Raw genomic sequence first — 14,814 nt, 5'->3', positions numbered from 1 at the left:
GGTTATTTAACCGATGATTCTGCGAGCGACACGCCTGTTGCCGCTCGCCAGCGCAGCCAGTCGACCAGCACAAACAGGGCCAGACTCACCCCCATCACCGGCATCGCCAGCCCCAGCAGGACACTCACCATCGCCGTGACGGCTCTTCCCCATCCCGATAGCGCCAGCCAGCTCTGACAGAGCGTCTGAACCGGGTTCACGGCCGATTGCGCCGGACGACGCATCCACCACATCCGGTATCCCCAGACGATCAGCACGCACAGGGCAATACCGAACGCGATCAGCAACAGCTGATTGGCCAGCCCAAACAAGATCCCCATGTGGAAATCCACACCCCAGCGGGTCAGTTTTGCCATTAACGGGAAATCTTCAAACCGGGTTCTGTCCAGAATGTGCAGGGAGTGCGGATCGACCGACACCGCGTCGACCTGAGTCGGCCAGCTGCGATCGATTTCCGTCACGGTCCAGGCCTGTTCAGCCGTTTTCGCCGGGCGGATTTCGAGCTTGCTGGCATCTATACCCGCCGTACGGGCGGCATGCAGGACGTCATCAAAAAGCGTCGGATCCATCACCATCGCGGGCATCATCATCCCGCTATGATGCCCCCGGTGCTCAGCGTGCTCGTCCATGATAGCAGGCACACCGGAGAGCGTAGTATTGACCTGCGGCGTAAGCCAGTTCATCCGGGCACGCAGTGTATCCACGTTACCGCCCGCCCACTGAGACCACGTCAGGCCTGTCGCTGAGAACAATAACATTCCCCCCCCAGCAACACCCAGCCCAGTGCCACATGCACACGACGGCGGTTCTGGAAACGGTTGTCCATCCGACGTTTTGGTCGGGTGTAAAACCACAGGGCGATTCCACCCAGCGCGGCAACCCACATCCAGGAGGCGGCCAGCTCGCTATAGAGACGCCCGACATCGCCAAGCATCAACGAGGTGTGCAGATAATCGATGGTCTGGCGCAACGGCAGAATGCCACTCGTGCCGTACACCGTCATATCGCCCCGCACCTCAAGGCTCACGGGATCCACAAAGATAGCGCGGTTCTCCGAGGGGCCAAGCGCCGGGTCAGCGAACATTACGCGGGTAGTATCACCGTCAACCAGCCCCGGACGAACGGCATGCAGGCGCAGATCTGAACCCACGGCGTTTTCCGCCACGGCAATCTGCTCGGCCAGAGGCTGCGCCTCTCCCACCGAATCCGTGTGCAACGCGTGCCGGTAAAGCGTGTTTTCCAGCTGCGGCGTCGCCACATACAGCGTACCGGTCAGCGCGGCGAAGAAGATAAACGGGCCAACAAACAGCCCGACATAGAAATGGAGTCGACGCAGCAGGTTTCCCCATGCCGCGCGCGGAGTGCAGGTAGTCATACTTTTCCTTTTTAAGGCAAAAAGTTATCGATTTTTTTTAAAGGGAAAAAGCAGACTGCCGCGGCGGCGCGCGGGTATCAGGAAAGAGCCAGGGGAAAAAGTGCCAGTGGCTGACCGGCGGTTGCGGCGGTGTAACGCGACTCCTTTGCAGTACCACACTGAGCAGTACAATCAGCGCCAGCATCATGCCCGGCACATGCGCTAACAGTACACAGTAGCCACACGCTTCCGCATGGTCGACGGGCATCGAGTGCGGCATATCGCCATGGTGCTCATCCATCGACATCATGCTCATGTCATGATGCATTCCCGGCATGGCGCTCATGGGATCTTTTTGCAGCGAGATGGAGATAAGCGGCGCAACCACGATCAGCAGGATCGCAAACAGCGCGGTCAAAGCCGCTGCGCGTTTCCAGTTATGCCGATGCAGTACGTTATCCACTTTCCCTCCCGTTAAGAGGCCAGCATTGTAAATGATTTATGACGAAAGGGTTAATGCGAGAGGTGCGATGGAATAAAAAAGGGCCAGCCTTTCGGCCAGCCCTTTTTAACAGGATGTCGCTTAAGCGAATCTTAGTTCAGACGCTCTTTAATACGAGCAGACTTACCAGTACGCTCACGCAGGTAGTACAGTTTAGCTTTACGTACAGCACCACGACGTTTAACAGCAATGCTGTCAACTACCGGAGAGTGAGTCTGGAAGACACGCTCAACGCCTTCGCCGTTGGAAATTTTACGAACAGTGAATGCAGAGTGCAGACCGCGGTTACGAATAGCGATAACCACGCCCTCGAATGCCTGCAGACGTTTTTTGGAACCTTCAACAACCCATACTTTCACTTCCACGGTGTCACCTGGACGGAAGGAAGGTACGTCCTGCTTCATCTGCTCTTGTTCAAGTTGCTTAATAATGTTGCTCATAATTTAATCTCTTATCCTGGGTAAACTGATATTCGGGAGCGTATTACGCATTCCCATCATGTTCATGCTGCTGTTGCGCGTGTTCTTTTTTGAACTCGGCCAGCAACTTTGCTTGCTCTTCAGTCAGAGCCAGGTTTTCCAGAAGTTCAGGTCTTCTAAGCCAGGTTCGGCCCAGCGACTGCTTCAAACGCCAGCGACGTATCTCAGCATGGTTTCCTGACAGTAACACCGCCGGTACTTCCATCCCTTCTAACACTTCAGGACGAGTATAGTGTGGACAGTCCAGCAACCCATCAGCAAAGGAATCTTCCGTTGCCGAAGCTTCATGGCCCAGTACACCCGGAATGAACCGGGCAACGGAGTCAATCAGCGTCATCGCTGGTAACTCACCACCGCTGAGTACGTAATCGCCGATAGACCATTCTTCGTCAATCTCGGTTTGAATTACGCGCTCATCTATCCCTTCGTAGCGACCACAGACCAGAATCAATTTTTGATTCGTCGCCAGTTCGCTGACGCCCGCTTGATCAAGCTTGCGTCCCTGAGGTGACAGATAAATCACCTTCGCGCCTTCACCTGCCGCGGCTTTTGCTGTGTGAATGGCGTCCCGTAAGGGTTGCACCATCATTAACATCCCCGGTCCGCCGCCGTAAGGACGATCGTCCACGGTACGGTGCCGGTCATGCGTAAAGTCACGAGGACTCCAGCTCTGGATGTTCAGCAGGCCATTCTTTACTGCCCGGCCAGTTACCCCGTAATCGGTAATCGCGCGGAACATTTCAGGAAACAGGCTAATTATGCCAATCCACATAGCGCCGTCTTTTACCGTTTATCCGGAGAATTTAAAAACCAGGATCCCAATCTACTTCAATCGTTTGAGTAGCGAGATCGACTTTCTTGATAACCTGTCCATCGAGGAACGGAACCAACCGCTCCTTGATGCCAAATGCATCTTTCAGGTTTGCCCTAATGACGAGAACGTCATTTGACCCGGTTTCCATCATGTCGATGACTTTCCCCAGGCTATAACCTTCAGTGGTGACCACCTGGCAACCCATAAGGTCTTTCCAGTAGTAGTCGCCCTCTTCCAGCTGCGGCAACTGCGACGAATCCACGATAATTTCACAATTAGTCAGTGCATTCGCGGCATCACGATCGTCAATGCCTTTCAGCTTGATGATGATGTCCTGATTGTGGTGACGCCAGCTTTCCAGCTCGACCTCTTCCCACTTACCGGCTTTCTGGATAAACCAGGGCTGGTAATTAAAAATGCTATCAGCGTCTTCAGTGGAGGAAAACACTCTGAGCCAACCACGAATACCGTAGCAAGAACCCATTTTGCCCAATACAATCGGTTCAACAGGTGCTTTATTGCTCATCATGACCACCGTGACAGATTAAGCTGCTTTGTTTGCTGCTTTGATCAGCGTAGCAACGCGATCGGAAACAGTAGCGCCCTGGCCAACCCAGTGAGCGATACGATCCAGATCCAGACGGGTTTCTTCTTCAGAACCAGAAGCGATCGGGTTGAAGAAACCAACGCGCTCAATGAAGCGACCGTTGCGTGCATTACGGCTGTCAGTAACAACAACCTGGTAGAACGGACGCTTTTTAGCGCCGTGACGTGCTAAACGAATAGTTACCATAACATCCTCTTGTGTGAATAAAACAACCGGGCCCCATCGAGGAACGGAGCCCGGGTGTCATATTAAAAGCCCGAAAATTTTACTGATTTCTGGGGAAAATGCAATCAGCAGTTAAAACTCTGCTGCAAAACACGGCCAGGGTGTGCTTTTCGGGCACACCCTGGCATCAAAATAGCCAGCTGCCAGGCGATTAACGGCCAGGGAATCCTGGCGGCATCATGCCCTTCATGCCACGCATCATCTTCGCCATGCCGCCTTTCTTCATTTTCTTCATCATGCGCTGCATGTCGTCGAACTGTTTCAGAAGGCGGTTTACGTCCTGCACCTGCATGCCGCAACCGGCTGCGATACGGCGTTTGCGGGACCCTTTGATGATGTCCGGGTTAGCACGTTCCTTGAGGGTCATCGAGTTGATGATCGCCTCCATACGCACCAGCACCTTGTCATCCATCTGCGCTTTTACGTTGTCAGGGATCTGGCCCATGCCCGGCAGTTTGCCCATCAGGCTTGCCATGCCGCCCATGTTTTTCATCTGACGCAGCTGCTCAAGGAAATCGGTCAGGTCAAAGCCGTCGCCTTTTTTCAGCTTGCTGGCCAACTTCTCAGCCTGGGCGCGGTCAACCTTGCTCTCGATATCTTCGATAAGCGACAGCACGTCGCCCATGCCGAGGATACGGGAGGCGATACGGTCCGGGTGGAACGGCTCCAGCGCTTCGGTTTTCTCACCCACACCGAGGAATTTAATCGGCTTGCCGGTGATATGACGAATCGAAAGCGCCGCACCGCCGCGGGCGTCACCGTCCACTTTGGTCAGCACTACGCCGCGTTAACGGCAGCGCTTCGTTAAACGCTTTCGCAGTGTTCGCCGCATCCTGACCGGTCATGGCGTCAACAACAAACAGGGTCTCTACCGGATTGATAGCGGCATGCACCTGTTTGATCTCATCCATCATCGCTTCGTCAACGTGCAGACGACCGGCGGTATCCACCAGCAGCACGTCGTAGAATTTCAGCTTCGCCTCTTTCAGCGCCGCGTTAACGATGTCGACAGGCTTCTGGGCAACGTCAGACGGGAAGAAATCCACGCTGACCTGCTGCGCCAGGGTTTCCAGCTGTTTAATCGCCGCCGGGCGATAGACGTCCGCAGAAACGACCAGCACTTTTTTCTTGTGCTTTTCACGCAGGAATTTACCCAGCTTACCCACGCTGGTGGTTTTACCCGCACCCTGCAGGCCCGCCATTAGCACGACGGCCGGTGGCTGTGCTGCCAGGTTAAGCACCTGGTTCTCTTCGCCCATCGCCGAAACCAGTTCGTTACGGACGATTTTGACGAACTCCTGACCCGGGGTCAGGCTCTTGTTAACTTCATGACCAACCGCCTTCTCTTTAACGCGGTTGATAAAATCACGAACAACCGGCAACGCGACGTCTGCTTCCAGCAGCGCCATGCGCACTTCGCGCAGCGTTTCCTTGATGTTGTCTTCGGTAAGGCGTCCGCGGCCGCTGATGTTGCGCAGCGTGCGCGACAAACGATCGGTTAAATTATCAAACATTGTCTCTCGCCTGAGTAGAAACGTTGGGTCGCTGGCAGCGACACATACACAGAATTTTGCCGGAGTATAACATGAAGGCGGCTTTGTTGTTATGCAACGGTTGGAGCAGGCGTCACGTAACGTTATACTGCTTCTCTTTCTTATTAAGACAACTGTCGATGCCTATATGCCTGTTTTCGCACTGATCGCCCTTGTTGCCTACTCTGTCAGCCTCGCGCTGATCATTCCTGGACTGCTGCAAAAAAACAGCGGCTGGCGACGCATGGCTATTCTTTCGGCGGTGATCGCACTGATAAGCCATGCGTTCGCGCTGGAATCGCGCATTATCCCCGGCGATGGCAGCGTACAGAACCTGAGCGTGCTCAACGTCGGCTCGCTGGTCAGCCTGATGATCTGCACGGTGATGACCATTGTCGCCTCTAAAAACCGTGGCTGGCTGCTACTGCCGATTGTGTATGCCTTCGCGCTGATCAACCTGGCCCTGGCCACGTTTATGCCCAATGAGTTTATTACGCATCTGGAAGCGACGCCGGGAATGCTGGTGCATATCGGCCTGTCACTCTTCGCTTACGCAACGCTGATTATCGCCGCGCTCTATGCCATGCAGCTCGCCTGGATTGACTACCAGCTGAAAAACAAAAAGCTGGCCTTTAACCATGAGATGCCGCCGCTGATGGTGATTGAGCGTAAGATGTTCCACATCACGCAGGTTGGTGTCGTGCTGCTGACGTTAACGCTGTGCACGGGCCTGTTTTATATGAAGAACCTGTTCAGCGTGGAGAATATCGATAAAGCGGTCCTCTCCATCATCGCGTGGTTTGTCTATATTGTCCTGTTATGGGGCCATTATCATGAAGGCTGGCGCGGTCGGCGCGTGGTCTGGTTCAACGTCGCGGGCGCGGGCATTCTCACCCTTGCCTATTTTGGCAGCCGCTTCATACAGCAATTTGCTGGCTAAGTAACAAAGGAGTTCCCCCTGGAACACATCTCTACCACCACGCTGATCATTACGCTGATCGTCATGGTGGTCATCTCCGCCTATTTCTCCGGCTCGGAAACCGGCATGATGACCTTAAACCGCTACCGGTTACGTCATCGTGCTAAGCAGGGTAACCGTGCCGCCCGTCGCGTCGAAAAACTGCTGCGTCAACCGGATCGTCTGATCAGTCTGGTGCTCATCGGTAACAACCTCGTCAACATTCTTGCCTCTGCGCTCGGTACTATCGTTGGGATGCGCCTGTACGGCAACGCCGGCGTCGCCATTGCCACCGGTGTGCTGACGTTTGTGGTGCTGGTGTTTGCAGAAGTGTTGCCTAAAACCATCGCCGCGCTCTACCCGGAAAAAGTGGCCTACCCCAGCAGCTTCCTGCTGGCACCGCTGCTGATCCTGATGATGCCGCTGGTCTGGTTACTGAACATGGTGACGCGTGTTCTGATGCGGATGATCGGTATCAAAGCAGACGTCACCATCAGCAGCGCGCTCAGCAAAGAAGAGCTGCGCACCATCGTGCATGAATCGCGCTCGCAGATCTCCCGGCGTAATCAGGACATGCTGCTGTCGGTACTGGATCTGGAAAAAGTCAGCGTTAACGACATCATGGTGCCGCGTAACGAGATCGTCGGCATTGATATCAATGACGACTGGAAAGCCATCGTCCGCCAGCTGACCCACTCCCCGCACGGCCGTATCGTGCTGTACCGCGACTCTCTGGACGATGCCATCAGCATGCTGCGCGTGCGCGAAGCTTATCGTCTGATGACCGAGAAAAAAGAGTTCACCAAAGAGGTGATGCTCCGCGCCGCCGACGAAATTTATTACGTGCCGGAAGGAACGCCGCTCAGCACCCAGCTGGTGAAGTTCCAGCGTAATAAGAAGAAGGTCGGCCTGGTGGTCAATGAGTACGGGGATATTCAGGGGCTGGTGACGGTTGAAGATATTCTGGAAGAGATTGTTGGCGACTTTACCACCTCAATGTCCCCTTCCCTTGCGGAAGAAGTCACCCCGCAAAACGACGGCTCGGTGCTGATCGACGGTAGCGCGAACATTCGAGAGCTCAATAAAGCCTTTAACTGGCATTTACCGGAAGATGAAGCACGCACCATAAACGGGATGATTCTGGAAGCACTGGAAGAGATCCCGGCGGCGGGCACGCGGGTGCGCATTGAGCAATACGATATTGATATCCTGGACGTGCAGGACAATATGATTAAGCAGGTGAAAGTCCTGCCGGTAAAACCGATTCGGGAAAGTATTGCTGAGTAGAGAGTAGGCCGGGTACGGCGCAAGCCGCCACCCGGCACTACAGATGGCAAATTACGCTTTCGCTTTCGCCACGGTAACCATTGCAGCACGAATGGTACGACCGTTCAGGGTATAACCTTTCTGCATCACGCCAAGCACTTTACCGGCTTCAACGTCTTCTGATTCCACCATCGCAATCGCCTGGTGCACATTTGGATCCAGCGGAACGTTGGTATCGCCAACCACTTCCACGCCAAACTTACGTACCACATCCAGCATGGATTTCAGCGTCAGTTCGATACCTTCGATCATCGCGGTGTTGTCCGGGTTAGCTTTATCAGCCACTTCCAGCGCGCGATCCAGGCTATCAATCACCGGCAGCAGTTCGTTGATGAATTTCTCCAGCGCAAATTTATGCGCCTTCTCAACGTCCTGCTCGGTACGACGGCGCAGGTTTTCCATTTCCGCCTTGATGCGCAGAACACTGTCGCGTTCGCGATTCTGTGCTTCTACCAGCTGAGCTTCCAGATTCGCAATTTTTTCATCGCGCGGGTCCACCTGCTCAGCAGATGCGTCCGGCTCTACAGCCTCAACATCATCGTGCTGTTCCGTGATAATTTCTTCAGGGGCTTGCCCCTCAGGCGTTTTCTGTTCTTTACTACTCATGAATTTCTCCGCGTTTTTCTGCATTCATATCGCTAACTTCGCTTATTATGGGGATCAGTTTCCGGGATTCAAGGGAACAAGACAGATTGTCATCATTCATCAGGCACAAGGACCTCCAGAAAATGAATAATCATTTCAGGTGTATTGGGATCGTCGGGCATCCGCGTCACCCTACCGCATTGACGACACATGAAATGTTGTATCGCTGGCTGTGTAGCAAAGGCTATGAAGTGATGGTCGAACAGCAGATTGCTCAGGAGCTGCAGCTGAAGAGCGTCAAAACCGGCACGCTGGCGGAAATTGGCCAGCAGGCGGATCTCGCCGTGGTGGTCGGTGGCGACGGCAATATGCTCGGCGCGGCCCGAACGCTCGCGCGTTATGACATCAAGGTCATTGGTATCAACCGCGGCAATCTCGGCTTTCTGACCGACCTCGATCCGGACAACGCCCAGCAGCAGCTGGCCGACGTGCTGGAAGGTCATTATATCAGCGAAAAACGCTTTTTGCTGGAAGCGCAGGTGTGTCAGCAGGACTGCCAGAAGCGCATCAGCACTGCGATTAACGAAGTGGTGCTCCATCCCGGCAAAGTGGCACACATGATTGAGTTCGAAGTCTATATCGACGAAATCTTCGCCTTCTCGCAGCGTTCTGACGGGCTGATTATCTCCACGCCGACAGGGTCGACTGCCTACTCGCTCTCTGCGGGTGGCCCGATCCTCACCCCTTCACTGGATGCCATCACCCTGGTACCGATGTTCCCGCACACGCTCTCGGCACGTCCGCTGGTGATCAACAGCAGCAGCACCATTCGTCTGCGTTTCTCGCACCGCCGTAACGATCTGGAGATCAGCTGCGACAGCCAGATTGCGCTGCCTATTCAGGAAGGTGAAGATGTTCTTATTCGTCGGTGTGATTACCACCTGAATCTTATTCACCCGAAAGATTACAGCTATTTCAATACATTAAGCTCGAAGCTTGGCTGGTCAAAAAAATTGTTCTGATTTTGCATCCAGTACTTTACTGTATATAAAACCAGTTTATACTGTATGAAAACACAGTCATGGTTTTTCATACAGGAAAACAATTATGCTGGCACAACTGACCATCAGCAACTTTGCCATAGTTCGTGAGCTTGAGATCGATTTCCACAGCGGCATGACGGCGATCACCGGGGAAACCGGTGCGGGTAAATCCATTGCCATAGATGCCCTCGGCTTGTGCCTCGGCGGCCGTGCAGAAGGTGACATGGTGCGCAGGGGCGCAAACCGTGCCGATCTCTGCGCTCGCTTCTCCCTGAAAGATACCCCTGCCGCCCTGCGCTGGCTCGAAGAGAACCAGCTGGAAGACGGACGTGAGTGTTTACTTCGTCGCGTTATCAGCAGCGATGGTCGTTCCCGCGGCTTTATCAACGGCACTGCAGTCCCGCTTTCCCAGCTTCGCGAGCTCGGCCAGTTACTCATTCAGATCCACGGCCAGCACGCGCACCAGCAACTCATTAAACCGGAGCAGCAGAAAACGCTGCTTGATGGCTATGCAGGTGAGTACGCACTTACTCAGCTCATGGCGGAGCACTATCGCCAGTGGCATCAAAGCTGCCGTGAGCTTGCCCAGCACCAGCAGCAAAGCCAGGAGCGTGCCGCCCGCGCTGAGCTTCTGGAATACCAGCTTAAAGAACTCAACGAATTTAGCCCGCAGGCGGGTGAATTTGAGCTTATCGACGAAGAGTACAAGCGCCTGGCTAATAGCGGTCACCTGCTCTCAACCAGCCAGAATGCCCTTAACATGCTGGCTGACGGTGAAGACGTGAACCTGCAGAGCCAGCTGTATAATGTTCGTCAGCTCATCACCGAGCTGGCCGGCATGGACAGCAAACTCTCTGGCGTACTGGATATGCTGGAAGAGGCCGCGATTCAGATTTCAGAAGCCAGTGACGAACTGCGCCACTACTGTGAACGTCTGGATCTCGACCCGAACCGTCTGTTTGAACTGGAGCAACGCATCTCCCGTCAGATCTCGCTGGCGCGTAAGCACCACGTTACGCCAGAAGAGCTGCCTGGCTACTATCAGTCCCTGCTTGATGAACAACAGCAGCTTGACGATCAGGCTGACTCGCTGGAAACCCTGTCACTGGCGGTGAACCTGCACCATGAACAGGCGCTGACGACGGCGAAACAGCTGCATGAGATCCGTCAACATTACGCCCAGGAACTGAGTCAGCACATCACCGACAGCATGCACACTCTGGCGATGCCGCACGGCGTATTCACCATCGATGTCCGTTTCGAAGAGAACCATCTGACGGCGGAAGGTGCGGACCGTATTGAATTCCGCGTCACCACCAACCCGGGGCAGCCGTTGCAGCCCATCTCTAAAGTGGCTTCCGGCGGTGAACTGTCGCGTATCGCGCTGGCGATTCAGGTGATTACCGCACGTAAAATGGAAACCCCAGCGCTGATTTTCGATGAAGTGGATGTGGGGATCAGCGGCCCTACGGCGGCGGTTGTCGGCAAACTGTTGCGCCAGTTGGGTGAATCAACGCAGGTCATGTGTGTTACCCACCTGCCGCAGGTGGCCGGGTGTGGTCATCATCACTTTATCGTCAGCAAAGAAACTGACGGTGAAATGACAGAAACGCATATGAAGCCACTGGATAAACGCGCACGTCTGCAGGAGCTGGCACGCCTGCTGGGCGGCAGTGAAGTCACGCGAAATACGCTCGCGAACGCGAAAGAACTGCTGGCGGCATAAACTTTTTCGGGATCTCAGGGTCATAGAGAACAACAAAAACGCCGCCAGACCGGTTTCAAAGTGGGGCAAGGTCTATTATCATCGGCATATAACATATGAGCCGCGTTCTGCTCGGGCCCGAAAAGGAATCAAATCACTATGCGTTGTAAAATGCTGACCGCTGCCGCAGCGGTTCTTCTGATGTTGACCGCAGGCTGTTCCACTCTGGAGAAAGTGGTTTACCGTCCTGACATCAACCAGGGGAACTACCTTACCCCTAACGATGTGTCCAAAATCCGTGTGGGGATGACACAACAGCAGGTCGCTTATGCACTTGGAACCCCAATGATGTCCGATCCGTTCGGCACAAACACCTGGTTCTATGTATTCCGTCAGCAGCCGGGCCATGAAGACGCGTCCCAGCAGACCCTGACGCTGACCTTCAGCAGCGCCGGTGTGTTGACCAACATCGACAACAAGCCTGCCCTGACCAAATAATCAGGTGTCAGAGACGCAAAAAGGTGCTCAATGAGCACCTTTTTTGTTTTCCTTCATCCCCCTCGCCCCTTTGAGATCAGGCTTAAGGTGAAGAGCGAACTACTTACCCGATTTCTCCGCACGCTGGCGACGCAGCTCTTTCGGGTCGGCAATCAGCGGGCGATAAATTTCGACCCTGTCACCCTCATTCACCACATCAGCCAGTTTGACCGGACGGCTGTAAATGCCGACTTTATTTTTCGCCAGGTCGATGTCACGACGAAGCTCAAGGATGCCAGAAGCGCGAATAGCCGCCTCAACGGTCGCACCTTCGTCCAGCATCACACGCTGCAGATATTGCTTCTCCGGCAGCGCATACACCACCTCGACAGCTATCTTATGCGACACTGTAAACCTCTTTGGCGCGGGTCGTGAACGCCTGAACCATATTCGAGGCCAGCTCTTTAAAGATGCGGCCAAACGCCAGCTCAATCAGTTTATTGGTAAACTCAAAGTCCAGCTGGAACTCGATGCGACAGGCATCAGCGCTGAGGGGGGTAAACTTCCAGCCACCCATCAGGGTTTTAAACGGACCATCTACCAGATGCATCAAAATACTCTGATTGCTCGTCAGCGTATTGCGGGTGGTGAACGTCTTGCTGATCCCCGCTTTGGAGACATCGACCGCCGCCGTCATCTGCGTCGGGCCAGACTCCAGCACTCGGCTCCCGGTACATCCCGGAATAAACTCTGGATAAGACTGAACGTCGTTCACTAACTGATACATTTGTTCCGCGCTGTATGGAACAAGCGCAGTACGGCTAATCTGAGGCATAGCATTTCCCATGGTCACACAACCGACAAATAATAACATTTATCACCTGTTAAAAAAACGCTAAGCCTCATCTCGTGCTAATATAGCGCGTTAGACCTCACAGGACGCAATGAGGTGACTTTTTGAAATCAGATTACCGATGGCTTTACGATACTTATGACGAAGAAAAAAGCACATAAACCAGGCTCGGCGACCATTGCGCTCAACAAGCGTGCTCGCCACGAGTATTTTATTGAAGAAGAATTCGAAGCTGGCCTTGCATTGCAGGGCTGGGAAGTAAAATCGCTGCGCGCCGGGAAAGCCAACATCGGTGATAGCTACGTGATCCTGAAAGATGGCGAAGCCTTCCTGTTCGGTGCCAACTTCACGCCGCTGACCGTCGCCTCGTCACACTACGTGTGTGACCCAACGCGTACCCGTAAGCTGCTGCTGAACAAGCGTGAACTGGAGTCCCTTTATGGGCGCATTAACCGTGAAGGCTTCACCGTGGTTGCCCTGTCGCTGTACTGGAAAAATGCCTGGTGCAAAGTGAAAGTTGGCGTCGCGAAGGGTAAAAAACAGCACGACAAACGTACCGATCTGAAAGAGCGCGAATGGCAGCTCGACAAAGCACGTATTATGAAAAACGCAGGACGTTGATTCTGCGCACTTATTGTACTATTCAATAAGTTAGCGTTCCGGGCTGGTATCCAGGATCTAAAATCTGGTATACTCAGTTCAACACTATTGGGGCTGATTCTGGATTCGACGGGATTTGCGAAACCCAAGGTGCATGCCGAGGGGCGGTTTGCCTCGTAAAAAGCCGCAAAAAAATAGTCGCAAACGACGAAAACTACGCTTTAGCAGCTTAATAACCTGCTCTGAGCCCTCTCTCCCTAGCTTCCGCTCTTAAGACGGGGATTCAAGAGAGGTCAAACCCAAAAGAGATCGCGTGGAAGCCCTGCCTGGGGTTGAAGCGTTAAAACTAATCAGGCTAGTACGTTAGTGGCGTGTTTGTTCGCAGCTGGCGTGCGAATGTAAAGACAAACTAAGCATGTAGTACCGAGGATGTAGAAATTTCGGACGCGGGTTCAACTCCCGCCAGCTCCACCAAAATTCTCCATCGGTGATTACCAGAGTCATCCGATGAAGTCCTAAGAGCCCGCACGGCGCAAGCCATGCGGGCTTTTTTGTGCCTGCAATTTGTCCCGCGAAGTCCGAAGAGAACTAATTAAATCCGAACCTTTTAGGCCCATTGATAGGCCCAACGAAAAGCTCTATTGTTTTCGTTGGGCCTAAACGCATGGACACTCCCCATGGCAAGAAAAACCAAGCCGTTAACTGCCAGATGCGCCGATAACCAAAACGTCGGCGTTCAAGCGCCAGCTCAGTGATACGCCCTGATAAATGCGCATCAGAAGATGGACGCTGAGCATCATAACGGCAGGTCGACAGAGACAAACCTGTAAGCCTGCAGGCACGACGTTGCGACAGACCGGTCGCATCACACATCACCACCACGGCTTCCCGCTTCTGGCCAGTCGTCAGTACTTTCGCCCAAGAGCCACCTGAAGCGCCTCCTTATCCAGCATAGCTTCGGCAAGTAACTTCGTGAGTCGGGCGTTCTCCTCTTCAAGCGACTTAAGCCGCTTTGCCTCAGGAACTTCCATGCCACCAAACTTCTTGCGCCAAGTGTAGAAAGTGGCGTCTGAAATAGCGTGCTTACGGCAGAGTTCCCGGGAAGAAACCCCGGCTTCAGCCTCACGGAGAATACTGATGATCTGTTCGTCGGAAAAACGCTTCTTCATAGGGATGCCCTCACGTTGCTGAAGAAGACATTACTAACATCACGGTGTATTAATCAACGGGGAGCAGGTCACAGGAGCCCGCATGAACGATGTTTACGAAGTGTGTGTTCAGGCATCCAGATTTGTAAAATGGTTATATACGGGTGAGAAGTTTTTTGAGCGTTCGATGGAGCATTATCAAAAGTCGCTTCCAACCGGCTTTGATAGAATTCTAAAAGGACTCCCAGAACAACTCGAGATATTGCGAAATAAGTGTCATGATCACGAACTGGTTTTCAAGTTTGCTATAGTAGAACCTGCTATTTCAGCTACAAAAATTTCTAGCGGTCAGTTAGCAGTGCTTGGAACTAGTTATTCGTATATTAAAAGCATTTCCGGATCGGATATAAGAGTTATCGTTAGCCCTTAGAATTAAAATTTAAAAAGAAACCTTATGAACTCCGACCATTCAAAATGGTCGGAGGGGTAAAAAGTCCTATCAATTTAGCATTATCTCATTTGACATGAATAACGCCGTTCACCTATTTGTTGTCCTTTACCTAGTTCATAGCAACCTAGAAAAATTCATTCACTGCAATATAAATG

15 protein-coding genes, 1 other RNA gene and 3 pseudogenes are annotated in these 14,814 nt (G+C 53.3%); 8 read left to right on the top strand and 11 right to left on the bottom strand.

Annotated elements, in window-relative coordinates:
* Positions 1-2: 2 nt before the first annotated feature.
* The 7 genes and pseudogenes from QE396_RS22495 to ffh form a co-directional block, all read right to left on the bottom strand.
* Positions 3-1,375 (bottom strand): annotated as a pseudogene (locus QE396_RS22495) (PepSY-associated TM helix domain-containing protein).
* Positions 1,376-1,412: 37 nt separating this feature from the next.
* Positions 1,413-1,817: a DUF2946 domain-containing protein gene (locus QE396_RS22490; RefSeq protein WP_014171246.1), complete on the bottom strand. Its 405-nt coding sequence runs from the start codon at positions 1,815-1,817 to the stop codon at positions 1,413-1,415.
* 131 nt (positions 1,818-1,948) lie between these two features.
* The gene (rplS, locus tag QE396_RS22485) at positions 1,949-2,296 is read right to left on the bottom strand and encodes a 50S ribosomal protein L19 (RefSeq protein ID WP_002914145.1); all 348 of its coding nucleotides are present in this window, start codon (positions 2,294-2,296) and stop codon (positions 1,949-1,951) included.
* A 43-nt stretch (positions 2,297-2,339) separates the two neighbouring features.
* A complete protein-coding gene (gene trmD / locus QE396_RS22480) occupies positions 2,340-3,107 on the bottom strand; it encodes a tRNA (guanosine(37)-N1)-methyltransferase TrmD (RefSeq protein WP_014171247.1) in 768 nt (255 codons plus the stop codon).
* Between the two features lie 31 nt (positions 3,108-3,138).
* Positions 3,139-3,678 carry a ribosome maturation factor RimM gene (rimM, locus tag QE396_RS22475; RefSeq protein WP_032670210.1) on the bottom strand — a complete coding sequence of 180 codons (540 nt, stop codon included), beginning with the start codon at positions 3,676-3,678 and terminating at the stop codon, positions 3,139-3,141.
* A gap of 15 nt (positions 3,679-3,693) precedes the next feature.
* Complete coding sequence (gene rpsP, locus QE396_RS22470) at positions 3,694-3,942, bottom strand: 30S ribosomal protein S16 (RefSeq protein ID WP_014171249.1); 249 nt, start codon at positions 3,940-3,942, stop codon at positions 3,694-3,696.
* Between the two features lie 190 nt (positions 3,943-4,132).
* A pseudogene (gene ffh / locus QE396_RS22465) lies at positions 4,133-5,495 on the bottom strand (signal recognition particle protein).
* A gap of 166 nt (positions 5,496-5,661) precedes the next feature.
* On the opposite strand from ffh, the gene QE396_RS22460 reads away from it, so the two are divergent.
* Positions 5,662-6,453 carry an inner membrane protein YpjD gene (locus QE396_RS22460; protein ID WP_003863130.1) on the top strand — a complete coding sequence of 264 codons (792 nt, stop codon included), beginning with the start codon at positions 5,662-5,664 and terminating at the stop codon, positions 6,451-6,453.
* 18 nt (positions 6,454-6,471) lie between these two features.
* A complete protein-coding gene (locus QE396_RS22455) occupies positions 6,472-7,758 on the top strand; it encodes an HlyC/CorC family transporter (protein WP_032670206.1) in 1,287 nt (428 codons plus the stop codon).
* Between the two features lie 51 nt (positions 7,759-7,809).
* On the opposite strand, the gene grpE is transcribed toward QE396_RS22455, so the two are convergent.
* Positions 7,810-8,403 carry a nucleotide exchange factor GrpE gene (gene grpE, locus QE396_RS22450; protein WP_020883911.1) on the bottom strand — a complete coding sequence of 198 codons (594 nt, stop codon included), beginning with the start codon at positions 8,401-8,403 and terminating at the stop codon, positions 7,810-7,812.
* Positions 8,404-8,525: 122 nt separating this feature from the next.
* Here grpE and nadK point away from each other — a divergent pair, with 122 nt between their 5' ends.
* The 3 genes from nadK (at position 8,526) to bamE (ending at position 11,628) form a co-directional block, all read left to right on the top strand.
* Positions 8,526-9,404, top strand: a complete 879-nt coding sequence (nadK, locus tag QE396_RS22445; protein WP_020883909.1) for an NAD(+) kinase — start codon at positions 8,526-8,528, stop codon at positions 9,402-9,404.
* An 85-nt stretch (positions 9,405-9,489) separates the two neighbouring features.
* Complete coding sequence (recN, locus tag QE396_RS22440; RefSeq protein ID WP_047366094.1) at positions 9,490-11,151, top strand: DNA repair protein RecN; 1,662 nt, start codon at positions 9,490-9,492, stop codon at positions 11,149-11,151.
* Positions 11,152-11,289: 138 nt separating this feature from the next.
* Positions 11,290-11,628 carry an outer membrane protein assembly factor BamE gene (gene bamE / locus QE396_RS22435; protein WP_014171256.1) on the top strand — a complete coding sequence of 113 codons (339 nt, stop codon included), beginning with the start codon at positions 11,290-11,292 and terminating at the stop codon, positions 11,626-11,628.
* A gap of 99 nt (positions 11,629-11,727) precedes the next feature.
* Here the strand turns inward: bamE and QE396_RS22430 are convergent, their stop codons facing one another.
* Both QE396_RS22430 and QE396_RS22425 read right to left on the bottom strand, forming a co-directional pair.
* Entirely contained in the window at positions 11,728-12,015 is a 288-nt protein-coding gene (locus QE396_RS22430) for an RnfH family protein (RefSeq protein ID WP_020883907.1), read from the bottom strand.
* Positions 12,005-12,442 carry a type II toxin-antitoxin system RatA family toxin gene (locus QE396_RS22425; protein WP_024908332.1) on the bottom strand — a complete coding sequence of 146 codons (438 nt, stop codon included), beginning with the start codon at positions 12,440-12,442 and terminating at the stop codon, positions 12,005-12,007. The genes QE396_RS22430 and QE396_RS22425 overlap by 11 nt, the downstream gene beginning before the upstream one ends.
* A 156-nt stretch (positions 12,443-12,598) precedes the next feature.
* Between QE396_RS22425 and smpB the strand changes: the two genes are divergently transcribed.
* The gene (gene smpB, locus QE396_RS22420) at positions 12,599-13,081 is read left to right on the top strand and encodes an SsrA-binding protein SmpB (RefSeq protein ID WP_008502505.1); all 483 of its coding nucleotides are present in this window, start codon (positions 12,599-12,601) and stop codon (positions 13,079-13,081) included.
* Positions 13,082-13,170: 89 nt separating this feature from the next.
* Positions 13,171-13,534: a transfer-messenger RNA gene (gene ssrA, locus QE396_RS22415) on the top strand.
* A 225-nt stretch (positions 13,535-13,759) separates the two neighbouring features.
* Here the strand turns inward: ssrA and QE396_RS22410 are convergent.
* Positions 13,760-14,229: pseudogene (locus QE396_RS22410) on the bottom strand (transposase); the annotation flags it as partial.
* A gap of 82 nt (positions 14,230-14,311) precedes the next feature.
* On the opposite strand from QE396_RS22410, the gene QE396_RS22405 reads away from it, so the two are divergent.
* A complete protein-coding gene (locus QE396_RS22405) occupies positions 14,312-14,638 on the top strand; it encodes a hypothetical protein (RefSeq protein WP_020883905.1) in 327 nt (108 codons plus the stop codon).
* Positions 14,639-14,814: the final 176 nt, after the last annotated feature.

The sequence above is a fragment of the Enterobacter sp. SORGH_AS_0287 genome, assembly GCF_031453695.1.
GTDB classification, from domain to species: domain Bacteria; phylum Pseudomonadota; class Gammaproteobacteria; order Enterobacterales; family Enterobacteriaceae; genus Enterobacter; species Enterobacter ludwigii.
Note: the sequence above shows the minus strand (reverse complement) of the source record. Positions and strands in the feature narration are given on the sequence as shown.

Coding starts and splice junctions, on each gene's coding strand:
- rplS (WP_002914145.1), bottom strand. CDS start 2,296: ATGAGCAACATTATTAAGCAACTTGAACAAGAGCAGATGAAGCAGGAC.
- trmD (WP_014171247.1), bottom strand. CDS start 3,107: ATGTGGATTGGCATAATTAGCCTGTTTCCTGAAATGTTCCGCGCGATT.
- rimM (WP_032670210.1), bottom strand. CDS start 3,678: ATGATGAGCAATAAAGCACCTGTTGAACCGATTGTATTGGGCAAAATG.
- rpsP (WP_014171249.1), bottom strand. CDS start 3,942: ATGGTAACTATTCGTTTAGCACGTCACGGCGCTAAAAAGCGTCCGTTC.
- QE396_RS22460 (WP_003863130.1), top strand. CDS start 5,662: ATGCCTGTTTTCGCACTGATCGCCCTTGTTGCCTACTCTGTCAGCCTC.
- grpE (WP_020883911.1), bottom strand. CDS start 8,403: ATGAGTAGTAAAGAACAGAAAACGCCTGAGGGGCAAGCCCCTGAAGAA.
- nadK (WP_020883909.1), top strand. CDS start 8,526: ATGAATAATCATTTCAGGTGTATTGGGATCGTCGGGCATCCGCGTCAC.
- recN (WP_047366094.1), top strand. CDS start 9,490: ATGCTGGCACAACTGACCATCAGCAACTTTGCCATAGTTCGTGAGCTT.
- bamE (WP_014171256.1), top strand. CDS start 11,290: ATGCGTTGTAAAATGCTGACCGCTGCCGCAGCGGTTCTTCTGATGTTG.
- QE396_RS22425 (WP_024908332.1), bottom strand. CDS start 12,442: ATGCCTCAGATTAGCCGTACTGCGCTTGTTCCATACAGCGCGGAACAA.
- smpB (WP_008502505.1), top strand. CDS start 12,599: ATGACGAAGAAAAAAGCACATAAACCAGGCTCGGCGACCATTGCGCTC.
- QE396_RS22405 (WP_020883905.1), top strand. CDS start 14,312: ATGAACGATGTTTACGAAGTGTGTGTTCAGGCATCCAGATTTGTAAAA.